This window comes from Mycobacterium sp., from assembly GCF_035623875.1.
Taxonomy (GTDB): Bacteria; Actinomycetota; Actinomycetes; order Mycobacteriales; family Mycobacteriaceae; genus Mycobacterium.
This window is the reverse complement of the sequence record NZ_DASPSP010000217.1, coordinates 1-14,548: the sequence shown is the minus strand read 5'-3', so window position 1 is coordinate 14,548 and position 14,548 is coordinate 1. Positions and strand designations below refer to the sequence as shown.

The following is a 14,548-nucleotide window of genomic DNA, read 5'->3' as shown; positions in this document are numbered from 1 at the left end:
AGCGGTCGCAACCTGGTGTGGTCGATTGAGGGCGGGCGGTCACGCACCGGCAAGCTACGGCCACCGCGTTACGGGTTACTGCGTTATGTGACCGACGCGGTCGAGTCGGTCCAATCAGAGCGGACCCTTGCTGTACCGGTTTCTATCCTCTTCGACCAGTTGCCGTTGCACGAAGTAAAACTGATGACGGAAGAGTCGCGCGGACTTCCTAAGAAGCCCGAGAATGCGCGCTGGCTGCTCAGTTACGCGCGCGGCCTGCGACATCGCTTGGGACGCATATACATCAACTTCGGGTCACCGGTCGCGTTGTATGAGCGAATGGTTGAGTTGCGCGGAGAGGGCCTGAACGAGCGGCAGGTGGTCGAACGGATCGCGTTGGAAATCTGCCACCGGCTCAATCAGGCCACGCCGGTGACTGCGACGGCGGCCGTGTGCGTCGCGATGCTCGGGGAAGACCGCGCCCTGACCCTCGACGAAGTGTGCGCCACCGTCGCACCGCTGGCTCGTTACTTGCACGACCGCGACTGGCCAATCGCTGGGGGAGCCGATCTCACCGAGCGCGCCACGGTATCGCAGACGTTGCACGACTTGGTGGGCTCCGGTGTGTTGACCTCCTACTCCGAGGGGCCGACAACGGTGTGGGGCATTGGCGCTGACCAGCATCTGATTGTTGCGGTCTACCGCAATAGCGCAATCCATGTTCTGGTGATGAGGGCGATTGCCGAGCTCGCTTCGCTGGCAATCGTGCGAACACCAGGAACAACCAAGCGCACCGGTTGGGAGAGAGCCTTGGCGGTCCGCGAACTGCTCAAGTTCGACTTTTTCTTCGCCGGACGGGCTGAATTTGCCGATGAACTGTGGAATGAGTTTGCGATCATGACCGGCCGTAGCCACGACCCGGATGTACCGATTGATACCGATGAGGCCACGCGAAGTTTGAATGAAAGTGACTTGCTGGTGGCTCATCTGGTGCTCAGGCCGTTCATCGATGCCTACCGGGTGGTGGCCGAGGAGTTACTCAACCTCGGCCCGGGTCGCGACGTCGACGAACAGGAATTTCTCAAGAGGTGTCTTCGCCTCGCCCGGCAGTGGTCACTGCAGCATCGCATCACCGAGGAATCGGTATCGGCGGACATGTTTGCCACCGCGTTGAAGATGGCGCGCCACCGGGGGCTGCTCGACGCAGAGGCCGCGGCGAACACCATCGCGGATGGTCGGGCAGCCCTCGTCGCCGAGCTCGAGGACCTACAACGGTCGATCGGCGAACTGGCCCAGATGCGCCGGGATTTCGCACCGGCTTGAGAAGGGCCTCTAGAGGCATGGGGTTTCATCAACTGAGGTAGCTTTGGTAATATGGTAAGACCATAAACTTGGCGATCGCCGTGCTGTGGCTTTCAACGAAGAGAGGCAACTGATGACCGAGTTCACCGACATCACCTATGAGGTTGACAACGGCCTCGCCTGGATCACGATCAACAGACCCGAGCGGTACAACGCGTTCCGGGCGCGAACGCTCGACGAGCTGATCCGGGCTTTCAAAAAGGCCTGGGCGAGTTCGGAAGTCGGGGTGATCTGCCTGACCGGGGCGGGAGAGAAGGCCTTCTGCACCGGCGGTGACCAAAAACAGCGCGCCGAAACGGGCGACTACGGACCGTCCGAGACCGGCCTGTTCGAGGTGGACACGTTGCATCGGGTGATCCGCGACGTGCCCAAGCCGGTTATCGCCGCGGTCAACGGGTTCGCGATCGGCGGTGGCCATGTCCTGCACGTGCTCTGCGACCTGACGATCGCATCGGACACTGCGGTCTTCGGTCAGAACGGCCCACGGGTCGGATCCTTCGACGCGGGCTTCGGCACCGGCTTTCTGGCGCGCGTGGTGGGCGAAAAGCGTGCTCGTGAGATCTGGTTTTTGTGCCGCAGGTATTCCGCGGAGCAGGCGGCCGAGTGGGGACTGGTCAACAAAGTGGTGGCGCCCGACCAACTCAAGGCCGAGGTGCGCGCATGGGCTGATGAAATTTTGATGCTTTCCCCGACCGCGCTGAAGGTTCTCAAGCAGTCGTTCAACACCGACACCGAACAATTCGCGTCGGTTGGTCAGATGGCTTACTCGACTCTGAAGATGTTCGGCGAGACACCCGAAGCGCAGGAAGGGATTACCGCGTTCAACGAGAAACGCGTGCCTGAATTCGCTGCTTACCGCGGGAACTGAGCATGTTCACGGCCGAGCAGCTCGAGTTCGCCGCCGCGGTTGAGCGGTTCTGTGCCGAAACCTGCGGCACGGTCGAGCAGCGTGCGCGTTTGACGCAAGGGCTGTCCAACAGCCCCGAGCTGCTGCGGCGGCTAGCCGAACTCGGCTGGCTGGGCGTGTCTGTACCCACCGAATATGGCGGCGGGGGTGCAGGCATGGTCGAAGAATGCATCTTCCTCGAGGAAACCGCGCGCGGTCAGGCACCGATCCATGCCTACGGCACCGGCTTGACAGCGGCACAAACGTATTTGCGGCACGGCACCGAATCACAGAAGAAAGAGGTCGTCGGCAACCTGTGCGCCGGCCACTTCGAGGCGATCGCGTTGTCCGAGCCGGGTGCCGGATCCGATCTGGGTGCGATGCGCACCCGGGCGGTCCGCGACGGTGACAGCTTCATCATCAACGGCCAAAAGACATGGATCACCGCTGCGCACTTGGCCGATCACCTGCTCGTGCTGACGCGGACCGATCCCAACGTTGGAAAGCACCACGGGCTGACACTGCTGTACCTGCCCACATCGACGGGCGGACTGGACATCAAAGCGATCCAGACCATGGACGGCCACACAGTCAACGATGTCTTCTTCACCGACGTCGTCGTTCCCGCCGACAACGTGGTCGGCGGGATCGGCGATGCCTGGCACCGGCTGATGCGCGGACTCAACGTCGAACGGCTCATCATCGCGGCGATGTCGCTGGGTGCGGCGCGCCGCTCGCTGCAAGACACCATCGCTTACGTGCGCACCCGCGAACAGTTCGGCAAGCCGATCGGCGCCTTTCAAGCCGTCCGTCATCGACTTGCGGACCTGACCGCCGAGATCGAATGCTGTCGCGCATACGTCTATCAGGTGGCTGCCCAGATCGATGCCGGCCTGGAAGACCAGCTCGCGCGAGAGGGTTCGATCGCAAAACTCAAGTGCACCGAGGTAGCCAAACGGGCCGCGCTGGAGGGTGTGCAACTGATGGGCGGCAACGGCTACACCGTCGAATTCGGCATGGAAGCACAGGTGCGCAAGGCGTTGGCGCCACCGATCTACGGCGGTGCCAACGAGATTCAGCGCGAGATCATCGGGAAGAGCTTGGGGCTATGACACGCATCTTCGATCGCACAGTGCTGGACGGCAAGCGCGTCCTGATCACCGGAGGCGGCACGGGCCTGGGCCGCGGGGTAGCCGCCCGCCTGGTCGCCCACGGCGCTCAGGTGCATCTGTGGGGTAGACGCGAAACGGTGCTGGCCGAGGCCGCCGCGGAGATATCGGTCGACCACCCGAACAGCGTGCATTACCAGGCGGTGAACGTGCGGGACTTCGATCAGGTCGCCGCCGCGGTGGCCGAGATTTGGAATCAACAGGGACCCCTGACCGGCTTGCTGAACAACGCCGCCGCGAATTTCATTGCGCCTACCGTCAGTTTGAGCCCGCGTGCCTTCGACGCGGTTACTTCTACTGTGATGACCGGTTCTTTCAACACGACGCTGGCCGTCGGCAAGCGCTGGATCGCCGAAGGCCTGCCCGGATCGGTGCTGTCAAACCTGACCACATGGGTGTGGAGCGGTTCAGCTTTCGTCGTTCCGTCGGCGATGGCGAAGGCGGCGGTGCACGCTATGACAATGTCACTGGCTGTCGAGTGGGGACGCTACGGCATCCGCCTCAATGCCCTTGCGCCCGGACCGATTCCGACTGAATACGCATGGGAAATGCTCAATCCCACCGATAAGAGCTCGGTCGGTGCTACGCAATCAGAACAGATACCCCTCGGTCGGCCAGGGACGATCGACGAACTGGCGAACCTGACGATCTTCGCGTTCTCCGACGCATGCGACTACCTGACCGGGGAAACCATCGCCATGGATGGAGGCCAACGACTGGCCGGACCCAATACGTTCGCCGGTCTGACCGCGATGACCGACGAGGATTGGGAGAACGCCCGGGAGCGCAGCAAGGCAGCGTCGGCGGAGGCCAAGGCCGCGCGCAGCGTCTAGCCACCACGCACAGCACAGAACCGGGAAGGGTAGTCCATGAGGGTGATCGGGTCTATCGATGAGGCCGTGCAGCTGGTCGGCCAAGAGTTGGGCGTCAGCGACTGGACGAGCATCGACCAAAAGCGCATCGACGCGTTCGCCGACGTCACGGGGGATCACCAATGGATTCACGTCGACCCGGAACGCGCGAGCGCCGAAACTCCCTACGGCGGAACAATTGCCCACGGATTCCTGACACTTTCGCTGATTCCCGGGCTCAGCAAGGCCAACTATCGCGTCGAGAACGCGAAGATGGGTATCAACTACGGACTCAACAGGGTGCGGTTCCTCGCGCCGGTTCCGGTAGGTAGCCGTATTCGCCTCCGATCCGAGCTTATTGATGCCAACAAGGTCGACGACAACACCGTCGACCTGGTTGTTCGGCAGACGGTCGAGCTAGACGGCTCTCAGAAGCCGGCCGCTATGGCGGAGCTTATTGCCCGCATGATTTTTTAGCTGCCAGCCGTGAGGCGTAGCCGATCAGAGCAGGGGGGATTCGACCCGACCTGTTACGTGTCGTACATCGCGAATATGTCACGGCTGCCTGCGTTCAGGGGCTTCAGGTAATAAAATAACCATAGAATCGGTCTTACCTTTATACCGAAGCTATGAAGGGTGGAGGGACGATGGAACCAGGCGCGACGAACTCGGCCCCAACACGTTCAAGCGTGTTGCTCAAGCCGGTGGACGTTCCCAAGGCGTCCGACGTGTTAGCCCGCGAACTTCGCGAGCGGATCCTGTCCGGCGAGCTGGTTGAGGGTACGGCGCTTCCGGCGGAGCGTGAGCTGGTCAAACAAACGCAGATGAGCCGGGCTACGGTGCGAGAGGCGTTACGCATCCTCGAGGTGCAGAACCTGGTGCGGGTCAGGGCGGGCCGGGCCGGTGGGGCATTCGTCCAGCGACCGACGACAAACTCGATGGCAAGCTCGGTGAGCATGCTGATCCGCGGCCAGAAGATCAAGCTCGCGGATCTGATGGAAACGCGTGAGGCGTTGGAACCGTTCTGCGCCGAGTCGGCCGCCCGCAAACGGACTGATGAAGATCTGGAATTGCTGGACCGTGCCAACGACGACATCGCCGATCCCGAGGCCGACCTAGCGACGTTTCTGCAGGCCAACCTTGACTGGCATGTGGGGGTGGCAATGGCCAGTCATAACGAACTGTTGATCGGCTTCATGACTGCGTTGTCCCACGCTATCTACGCGGGGACCGAGAATGCGGCGTTCGTCGACGACAATGTGCGAACAGTCACGGGGCGCGCGCATCGGTCGATCACCGCCGCAATCCGCAGCCGCGACGCCGAGGCTGCAGGTCGGCGCATGCGTCGCCACGTGCACAGCTACGCGAAGGCCGCACTGGCCGTGGATAAGCGTGAGGCGATCGAGGTCGACGACTAAAGCTCGGGCAGTGGCGTCACGCCACCGCAGAAAGCGCTAGGGGCGGTTCGGTTTTCGCGACAATCTCGTCAATACTGACACCGGGTGCGGTTTCGACCAGGTGCAGACCGTCGTCGGCGACGTCGATGACGGCGAGATCGGTGAAGATACGGTTCACGCAGCGCTTACCGGTCAGCGGCAGCGTGCAGTGCTCGACGATCTTCGCGCTGCCGTCCTTGGCGATGTGCTCCATCATCACGAAAACTTTTTCCACGCCGTGCAGTAGGTCCATTGCCCCACCCATGCCCTTGATCATCTTGCCGGGGATAGTCCAGTTAGCCAGGTCGCCGCTGGCCGAGACCTGCATGGCGCCGAGCACCGCGATGTCGAGGTGTCCGCCGCGGATGATCCCAAACGAGGACGACGAGCAGAAGAACGCCGCACCCGGCAACGTGGTGACCGTCTCCTTGCCGGCGTTGATTAGGTCGGCGTCGAGGTTCTCGCGCCGCGGGTACGGCCCGACACCGAGAATCCCGTTTTCCGAATGCAAGACGACGGTGATGTCGGCGGGGATGTGGCTCGGGATCAAGGTGGGCAACCCGACGCCGAGGTTGACATACTGCCCGTCGTGCAGTTCGGCCGCGACGCGCGCCGCCAGCTCGTCTCGGCTCCAGCTCATGACCGCACCGTCTCCTTTTCGATCTGCTTAACCGGATTGGGTACGTGCACCACCCGGTGCACGTAGATCCCCGGGGTGTGCACGTGGGCTGGGTCGATTTCACCTGGTTCAACCAGGCATTCAACCTGAGCGATGGTGATGCGGCCCGCCACCGCACAGTCTGGATTGAAGTTGGCGGCCGCCGCGTGGTAGACGAGGTTCCCGTGCCGGTCACCTTTGAAAGCGTGCACCAGTGCGAAGTCAGTGCGGATGGCTCGTTCCAGCACGTAAGTGACCCCGTCGAATTCGCGGGTCTCCTTCGGCGGCGAGGCGACTGCCACCGTACCGTCTGGGTGGTACCGCCATGCCAGACCGCCGTCGGCTACCTGCGTCCCAACCCCTGCGGGTGTATAGAAGGCGGGGATCCCGGCCCCGCCGGCACGCAGCCGCTCGGCCAGCGTGCCCTGGGGTGTCAGCTCCAGCTCAAGCTCACCGGCCATGTATTGCCGGGCGAATTCCTTGTTCTCCCCGACGTAGGAGTTAATCGTGCGACGAATCCGCTTGTGTTCCAATAGCAATCCCAAGCCGATTCCATCTACGCCCAAATTATTCGAGACCGTTTCCAGATCGCGCACCCCGAGGTCCAGCACCGCCGCGATCAGCGCCTGGGGTATGCCGCACAGCCCGAACCCGCCGACAGCCAGCGACGACCCGTCAGTCACGTCGGCAACGGCTTCCGCCGTCGTTGCCACGACCTTGTCCATCGTCACAAGCCTCCTCGCGACTTCAGCTCTTGGGCATGCCGAGGATGCGCTCGGCGACGATGTTGCGCTGGATAAAGGTGGAACCACCCGCGATGGCAGTACCACGAGCCTGATACGCGAGGCGCAGCCATCGCTGGCTGTCGGCCGATGACGAATCATCGGCACACTTCTGGGCAAGCGAGAACTGCCCACCCATCTCATCGAGCTCGAGCCCGAAATCGGCAATGTCTTCGACCAGCGGGCAAAAGAACAGCTTCCCGATCGAGGTCACCGGGCCCGGTGGACCGTCCCCGGCGGCTCCGGTGATGACCCGCTGTCCGATCAGGTAGTGCACGAGCGCCCGCCCGTACAGATCCGCGATCCGTTGCCGCACCAGCGGGTCAGCGCCCAAAGGTGTGCCGTCATCTTTTGTACGACGAGCGATCTGGCGGATCAAATCGTTGACGGCGCCGGTGGTGTTCACCCGGCCGGTGGCGATGGCGACGCGCTCGAACGCCAGGGTGCCCATCGCGACCCGCCATCCGCCGTCCACGTCACCGAGGACGCAGTCGTCGGGGATGAAGACCTCGTCGAGAAAGACTTCGTTGAACTCGGCCTCGCCCAGCATGTGTGCCAGCGGACGGACCTCGACGCCCGGACTGTCCATCGCGAGTAGGAAATATGTGATCCCGCGGTGGCGGGGTCCGCCGCCGGTGCGGGCAAGCAGGATCGCGTGTGCTGCCAACTGGGCGCGGCTTGTCCAGATTTTCTGTCCCTGGATCCGCCAGCCGCCGTCCACCTTGGTGGCGGTCGTGCGTAACGACGCCAGGTCGGAGCCGGCCTCCGGCTCGGAGAACAACTGGCACCAGATCTCGTCACCGGTCAGGATCGGTTGAAGATAGCGTTGTTGCTGGGCCGGAGTGCCGAACTCGATGATCGTCGGTCCGGCGAAATCCTCGCCGATGATGTTGAGCCGTTCGGGGGCACCGGCTCGATCCAATTCCTCGTTGAAGATCGCACGCAGCTTCGCGTCGGCGCCGCCGCCTCCGTATTGTTTCGGCCAGGACAGCCCGGCAAATCCGGCGCCGTAAAGCAAGCGCTGCCACGTCCGCCAGTAGTCGAGCTTGTCCTCGAGGCGTGCTGGTTCGGGCCCGCCCAACTGACGCACGGTGTCGTGTAACCACGTCCGCGCCTGTGCACGGAATTCAGCTTCGGCGGGGCTGTCTTTCAATTCCATCAGGGAGCGCCAGCCGCTTGCTGGGTATGCGTGCCTTCCTCTTTGAGGCGCTCTTCGATGTCTTTGCGCAACTCGTGTTTGAGGACCTTGCCGGTTGCGGTCATCGGCAGCGAGTCGAGGGCGACCACGCGCTCGGGTGTCTTCTGGATCGGCATGCCCTCGCCGAGCAAGAACTCGCGGAGGGCGTCCACCGTTGGGGGCTCGTTTCCCGGCTTGGCGACCACATAGCAGCACACCTTCTCGCCGAGCTTCTCGTCTGGCATTCCGACCACCGAGAACGCCTGCAACGCAGGGTGATGCGCCAAGTGCTCCTCAATCTCGCGAACGCTGATGTTCATCCCGCCGCGAATAACGATGTCTTTGGTTCGGCCGGTGACCCGCACGTATCCGTCGTCGGTCATTGTCCCCAAATCGCCCGACCTGGAAAAGCCCTCTTCGGTGAAAAGAGCTGTGGTTTCTTGAGGATTTGCAAGGTATTCGATCATGTGGGCGGGGCCGCGGTAGGCGATGTCGCCTTCGGTGCCGCGCGGCACCTCGTTGCCTTTGTCATCGACGATCTTGACCTCCGCACCCGGCATCGCTGTGCCGTCCGAGGTTAGGGCGCGTGAAACGTCGTCGGTGACGGAGCATGTTGTGGTGACGAGGTTTTCGCTGCGCCCGTAGAGGCTGAGAACCTTGATGTTGGGAAGTGCCGCGCCGGCCTGCTTGACGACTGCGGCAGGGATGGGCGCGCCCGCACAGGTCCACAACCGCAGCGTGGATAGATCGTGGTGCTCGGCGTTGTACTCAGATAACAAGGTGTGCAGGAAGGTTGGCGCCGTGACCGCCGCCGTGCAGCCAAAGCGCTGAATCTCGTCAATGCCGCGGGCCGGGTCCCACTTGGCCATGACATGTGTCGAGGCCCCCGTGAGCATGGGCAGTAACACGCTGGTGACCAACCCGGTGGTGTGGGCTATCGGAGAGGGGCCGAACTGGACATCGGACTCGGTGTAACCGAATGGTCCGACCAGCGCGCGCGAGCCCGCACAGTACGTGTTGAACGTGTGCACGCATCCCTTCGGCCGCGAGGTGGTGCCAGAGGTATAGACGATGACGAACGGCTCATCGGGATTGGGCGAAGCGTCGAGTTCCTGGCGGGCGCTGTCGTCGTCGGTGTCGGCCTCGAGCTGCTGCAGGGTGAACACATCGGCATCCGCGTCGGCGACTTCTTCGGCGGTGCTGTCGGGCCGGGTGACGACGACCGTGAGTTCCGGATGCTCCTTGCGCATACCGAGATACATGTTCAAATAGTCGAATTTGCCAAAGTTTGCAGGAGTAAACACCGTTCGTACGCCGGCATTAGCGAGGACATAGCTAACGTCGTCGCGTCGATAAATCGGCATGATCGGGACCATGATGACGCCAAGTCGCGACAGTGCGGTCAGCGTCTGGATGAATTCGACCCAGTTGGGCAGCTGGACGGCGGCTGTGTCACCGCGTCGCAGGCCCTGCCGGTGGAGGCCGACAGCCAGCCGTTGGCCAGCGTCGAAGAGCTCTCGGTAGGTCAGCGATCTCGTCCCGTCGGTCGCGAAAACCTTGTCGGGGTTTTGTTGGACGCGCCGAACCAACAGGTCATGAAAGGTCTCGGTCGCCCAGATTCCCGACTCGTAGTAGTGGTCGATTTCCTGCTGGCTGTAGCGGTCGGTGTATGGGCTTGGCTTCATCGCGCAATTCCTCGGTTCTCGGGATCCCGCCCTCCGGGCATCGGTTGCCCCGGAGGCATAATTCTTCAAATCATAGAATGGTCAGACCGAAACGGCAAGGAGTCTTGGCGAGGTGCGGTCTTCAGGTGTTGCGCCAGTGCGGGGAGCGCTTCTCCTTGAAGGCCAGCACCCCTTCGGCCAGATCGTTAGTCGTGAAGGCCAAGGCCAGCTGGGCTTGCAGGTAATCCAGCGCCGATTCCAGTGGCATGTCGCGGGTCGCTGCCAGCGCCTGCTTGCCCATACCGAGCAGCAACGGTGATTTCCCGGCGATGTCGGCGACCCACTGCTGCAGGGCGTCGTCGAATTCGGCGTCGGGTACGACCTTATTGACCAACCCGGCGGCGGCAGCCTCGGCGGCCGTGATCAGCCGGCCGGTCATCATCAGTTCATTGGCGACCAGTCGACCGGTGGCGCGGAAGATCAATGCCGAGATCATGAACGGAAAGGCGCCGACGTTGATCTCCGGGCAGCCAAGTCGGATCGACTCTTTGGCGATGATGAGATCGCAGGCCAACGCGATGCCAAGCGCACCAGCAAGCACGTCACCGTTGGCCGCGCAGATCACCGGCTTCTCGATTCCAGTAAGCGTGCGGAAGAGGGTAGGGAATCGCGAGAGGCCAGCGTATTTGACGATTGTCGCGCGATCGTCGGCGAATGCGTCGAGGTTGCCGCCGGAGGAGAAGATCCGCGGGTGGGACGACGTAAGCACAATCACCCTCACCCTTGAGTCGGCTGCTGCGCGTTGCAGCGATGCGCTCAGCTGATCGAGCAGCACGTCCGACAAGGCGTTGCGTCGCGCGGGGTCATTCAGCGTCAGGTAGGCCGCCAGGGCATCGCCTTGCGGGGTGGCGGCTTCGAGCCGATACGTGACCAGCTCGGCTTCCTCGGTCACGCCGGGCCTCCTAGCTTTGTGTCAGTACGCATTTGCCGAACGTGCGCCCACGCTCCAGGTATTCGTGTGCCTCGGCTGCCCGATCCAGCGGGAACTCGCGGTCGATCGCCGGCGGGCGCACCGAGCACCGATCGATCATGTGGAGCAAGCCGGCGAAGTCTCTACCGCTGCCCATGGTCGTTCCCAGCAGATCGAACTGACCGAAATAGAAGCTGCGGATGTCCATGGCGGCGGTCTGCGCGGCATTGGCCCCAAGTACCACCAGCCGGCCGCCGGGCCGCAACGCGCGCACTGACTCGCTCCAACGGCCGACCGGGTCAAGGACCAGATCGAATCCGTTGTCCGGCGACATGGCGCGCGCCTGCTCCGGCCACCCCGGTTCGTTGTGCAGGACGCCATCGCGGGCCCCCGCGGCCACCGCGCGTTCGATGGTTTCGGGAGACGAGGAGGTCACCGTGATGCTGGCCCCGGCGGCGACCGCGAGGGCGATCGCCATCGTCGCGATCCCGCCGCCGGCACCGACCACCAGCATCGACTCACCGCTTTTTAGCCGTCCGCGGACGAACAAAGCGCGGTATGTCGTCAAACCGACCAGTGGCAGCGCGGCGGCCTCGGCCCAGTTCAGACCATGAGGTTTGGCTGCCACGCAGTCGGCGGGCACGCTGACCAGCTCGGCATAAGTCCCAGGGGTGTGGTCGCCCAGAATCTCCCAACGGCTGCCCGGCGCCTCCTCGCGGTCGCCCCAGTTCAGCGAGGGCAGGATCACCACTTCTTCTCCGGTGTCGGTGCGGACGCCGGCGCCGTCGGCGCCGATGATGTGCGGCAGCGGTGAGCCGTAGCGGCCCTGGCGGACCAGAACGTCATGCCAGTTCAGCGCGCTGGCGCGGAGCGCCACGGTCACCCATCCCGGCCGTGCGGCGGGGTCGGGGAATTCGCCCGGACGCAAGACCGCAGCGGCGCCGAACTCTCGCATGATCACAGCGTGCAAGAACCACCTCCTATGGCCTGACCATTAGACCATTGCGCAAGTTGTCGCACAAGCGCAGTTAGGGCACCCCTGCTACCGACCAGTTGGACCCGCAGTCCGACTAACTGGAGTGACGAAGTAAATATTGCGGTTCTGTTGTGGCCCGCGTTACATCGTGTTTATACTTCGGTCCAATGGTATGACCAATTGAGGGAATGCCGGGCTCCTGAGGAGAGAGGAGTGGTGATGGTCTCGCGAGTGCCCATGGCGGCGATCGCCGAAGATCCCATGGTGTTAGCGCGCGCGGAGGCAACTGCAATGGCCGCCGCCGACCACCTCAAGGTGCTGCCTCCCGAGCTGACGCCGTCCGCTTTCGGACATCAGCTGAACAGCCTGCGGCAGCGCCTCGAGCAACGGATCGCGCTGCCGTCTGATCCGACTGACGACTGGGCGACGACCGCGGAGATCCTGATCTCGATCCTACGGTTGCAGTGCGAACTCCTCGACCACGATCTGTCCCGACGCGTCAAATCTATGTCGGAAATCCGCAACGCCCTGGGGTACCTGCGCGGTCTGGCGCCAAACAAGATGATCTACGCAGCGCCCGAGGTGCTGAGCCGGGAATTTGCTTTCGCGCGGACCATGATCTCCACCGTGCGCGGTTCGCTTTGGCTGCCCGCGCGCCTCCATATCGAGGACGAGGGGTCCGATCCCAACGGGCGGCGTTTGTTCGAGTACATAGCAGGCCGGCACATCCAACTGGCGGAGGCTCCGCTGGAGACAGAACTTGTCCGCAAGCGTTGCGGGGTGTTCGCCCCGTCGCCGATGTATGACAAGCGCACGTTCAAGGAAATTGTCGAGGCTGCCGGTTGCTTCGGTTATATCGCCGCCCCGATCACGGTGCAGGGCAGGGCGATCGGAATTCTGCATGCGGACCGCCCCGAGCCCCACGGCATCGTGACGATGGAGCACCTCGAACAGTTGGAGGCGTTCGCCGAGTGTCTTTCGGTGGCGTTTGAGAGCGCTGCGCTCGAAGAGAAGGCTGAGCAGCAACGCGTCGAAGTCGACCATCTCTGCGGCAATGTCGAGGAACTGCTCAGCCGGTCAGCCCGATCAGCGCTTTGGTCATTGCCGGGTGCAATGCCGGAACAGCGACACGATGCCTACCACCGCGGCGCTAAACCGGCCGTCCCCACCTTGACCTCCCGCGAGCGAGAGATCATGTCGCATGTGGCGACAGGAGCCACCAACGGTCAGATCGCCCGGTGCCTGGTGATCTCAGAAGGGACAGTGAAGTCCCACCTGAAACACATTGCCAAGAAACTCAATACGTCCAGCAGGGCAGCCGCAGTCGCCATTTACGGTGGGATCGCCACCGCCGATGCCGGGGGGGCGCGATGAACACCCGCGCGATGGTGGCCAAGCTCAACGAGCTTGACGAACAGCTTTGTCGAGCGTTCGTCATCGCCCGATCAGGCGACGCGACGACACTCGACGAGGCCATCGCAATGTCGGCTGCCACCGCCGAGCGCCTATCGACCCGGGAAAACGATGTCCCTCGCGACACCAAGTCACCAATCGGGCCGAGCGTCCTGAAGGAATTCCTGGAGGCCCAGGTTGAAGCGCGCCAGTTGCGAGCGGGTGACCGCGTCGGCGTGGTGCGGTCGCTCACCGCCGGCATTCGTCGCATGAAGAAAGCCGGATCACTGCAAGGGCTCGGCCGCCAGGCCTGCACGGAACTTTGTGACGTGCTCGGTTTTGACGGCGCGTTGCTGTCGTTCGTCGAAGACGATGGATTTGTCGTTGAGGAATCCGACCATGGCTTGGGCGGCCCTACCGTCATCCCGCGACGCGAATGTGCACCCGAGCGGGCTTGCATTCGCCTGCGCGACACCGTCCGGACGAGTGCGACCGAGATGCCCGCCTCACCGGGCTACCGCGAGTTGCTCGGCACCAACCAATATCTCGTCGCCCCCGTCATCGCGAAATCGCGGGTGGTCGCCCTTTTCCACGTCGGCCGCCGCGGTGAAGGCGGGATTCCTGCCGATGACATCGATGTGCTCGACGCGTTCGCTTCGGCTTATTCATTACTTCACGAACGGATGCTGAACACCGAGCGAGTGCATCAACAACGGACCTCGATCGCCCGCGCGGCAGCGCGGCTGACGGAGGAGGCAGACCGCATCGCCGCCGCAGCCATCAGCTTTGATGTTGAAGATGACACTCGTGTTGAGGGCCCGACCGTAGCGGCGAATTCCCCGTTGGTGGCCACGCTGTCGGATCGTGAACGGCAAGTGTTCGAAAGGCTGGTCCTAGGAGCCTCAAATGCCGAGATCGCCGACGAACTCGTCATTACAGTGGAAACGGTCAAGACACACGTGAAAAGGATCCTTCGCAAGATCGGGGCCATCAACCGGTCGGAGGCGATCGCCTTGTATCTGGACGAGGCCAGAAGCGCTCGCCGTCATAGCCGGTAGCAATGGGCGACAATCCATTTCACGCCTTGGCGTAGCGCCCCGTCGATGGATTCGCCGATCTGACCGAAATCACCTATCACCGGCATGTCAGCGACGCGACGGTGCGGGTCGCGTTCAACCGTCCCGAAGTACGCAATGCGTTTCGCCCGCACACGGTGGACGAGTTGCACCGGGTTCTGGACCACGCC

Annotated in this window: 14 protein-coding genes and 1 pseudogene; 9 read left to right on the top strand and 6 right to left on the bottom strand. The window is 63.0% G+C overall.

The window, feature by feature from the left end; all coding sequences use genetic code 11:
* The 6 genes from VEI45_RS18035 to VEI45_RS18010 form a co-directional block, all read left to right on the top strand.
* Window positions 1-1,302: acyltransferase (locus tag VEI45_RS18035; RefSeq protein ID WP_324855642.1), on the top strand; the 1,302-nt coding region annotated here is incomplete at its 5' end.
* A 112-nt stretch (window positions 1,303-1,414) separates the two neighbouring features.
* Window positions 1,415-2,209 (top strand): enoyl-CoA hydratase-related protein, encoded by a 795-nt coding sequence (locus VEI45_RS18030; protein ID WP_324855640.1) that lies wholly within the window; start codon window positions 1,415-1,417, stop codon window positions 2,207-2,209.
* Window positions 2,210-2,211: 2 nt separating this feature from the next.
* Window positions 2,212-3,339: an acyl-CoA dehydrogenase family protein gene (locus tag VEI45_RS18025; RefSeq protein ID WP_324855638.1), complete on the top strand. Its 1,128-nt coding sequence runs from the start codon at window positions 2,212-2,214 to the stop codon at window positions 3,337-3,339.
* Entirely contained in the window at window positions 3,336-4,229 is an 894-nt protein-coding gene (locus VEI45_RS18020) for an SDR family oxidoreductase (protein ID WP_324855636.1), read from the top strand. The genes VEI45_RS18025 and VEI45_RS18020 overlap by 4 nt, the downstream gene beginning before the upstream one ends.
* Before the next feature lie 36 nt (window positions 4,230-4,265).
* Entirely contained in the window at window positions 4,266-4,724 is a 459-nt protein-coding gene (locus VEI45_RS18015; protein ID WP_324855634.1) for a MaoC family dehydratase, read from the top strand.
* Between the two features lie 170 nt (window positions 4,725-4,894).
* The gene (locus VEI45_RS18010) at window positions 4,895-5,665 is read left to right on the top strand and encodes a FadR/GntR family transcriptional regulator (RefSeq protein ID WP_324855632.1); all 771 of its coding nucleotides are present in this window, start codon (window positions 4,895-4,897) and stop codon (window positions 5,663-5,665) included.
* Between the two features lie 16 nt (window positions 5,666-5,681).
* Here VEI45_RS18010 and VEI45_RS18005 read toward each other — a convergent pair whose 3' ends face one another.
* The 6 genes from VEI45_RS18005 to VEI45_RS17980 form a co-directional block, all read right to left on the bottom strand.
* On the bottom strand, window positions 5,682-6,323 hold the full coding sequence (locus VEI45_RS18005) for a 3-oxoacid CoA-transferase subunit B (RefSeq protein ID WP_324855630.1): 642 nt from the start codon (window positions 6,321-6,323) through the stop codon (window positions 5,682-5,684).
* On the bottom strand, window positions 6,320-7,066 hold the full coding sequence (locus VEI45_RS18000) for a CoA transferase subunit A (RefSeq protein WP_324855646.1): 747 nt from the start codon (window positions 7,064-7,066) through the stop codon (window positions 6,320-6,322). Before VEI45_RS18000 ends, VEI45_RS18005 begins: the two co-directional genes overlap by 4 nt.
* A 22-nt stretch (window positions 7,067-7,088) precedes the next feature.
* Window positions 7,089-8,282: an acyl-CoA dehydrogenase family protein gene (locus VEI45_RS17995; protein ID WP_324855628.1), complete on the bottom strand. Its 1,194-nt coding sequence runs from the start codon at window positions 8,280-8,282 to the stop codon at window positions 7,089-7,091.
* Window positions 8,282-9,985, bottom strand: coding sequence for an AMP-binding protein (locus VEI45_RS17990; RefSeq protein WP_324855626.1), 1,704 nt, complete (start codon window positions 9,983-9,985; stop codon window positions 8,282-8,284). Before VEI45_RS17990 ends, VEI45_RS17995 begins: the two co-directional genes overlap by 1 nt.
* A 121-nt stretch (window positions 9,986-10,106) precedes the next feature.
* Complete coding sequence (locus tag VEI45_RS17985) at window positions 10,107-10,916, bottom strand: enoyl-CoA hydratase/isomerase family protein (RefSeq protein WP_414687519.1); 810 nt, start codon at window positions 10,914-10,916, stop codon at window positions 10,107-10,109.
* A 10-nt stretch (window positions 10,917-10,926) separates the two neighbouring features.
* Window positions 10,927-11,904 carry a quinone oxidoreductase family protein gene (locus VEI45_RS17980; protein WP_324855624.1) on the bottom strand — a complete coding sequence of 326 codons (978 nt, stop codon included), beginning with the start codon at window positions 11,902-11,904 and terminating at the stop codon, window positions 10,927-10,929.
* Window positions 11,905-12,147: 243 nt separating this feature from the next.
* Here VEI45_RS17980 and VEI45_RS17975 point away from each other — a divergent pair, with 243 nt between their 5' ends.
* From VEI45_RS17975 to VEI45_RS17965, 3 genes and pseudogenes are all read left to right on the top strand, one after another.
* Entirely contained in the window at window positions 12,148-13,284 is a 1,137-nt protein-coding gene (locus VEI45_RS17975; protein WP_324855622.1) for a LuxR C-terminal-related transcriptional regulator, read from the top strand.
* Window positions 13,281-14,360, top strand: coding sequence for a LuxR C-terminal-related transcriptional regulator (locus VEI45_RS17970; protein WP_324855619.1), 1,080 nt, complete (start codon window positions 13,281-13,283; stop codon window positions 14,358-14,360). The genes VEI45_RS17975 and VEI45_RS17970 overlap by 4 nt, the downstream gene beginning before the upstream one ends.
* Before the next feature lie 59 nt (window positions 14,361-14,419).
* Window positions 14,420-14,548, top strand: a pseudogene (locus tag VEI45_RS17965) (1,4-dihydroxy-2-naphthoyl-CoA synthase); the annotation flags it as partial.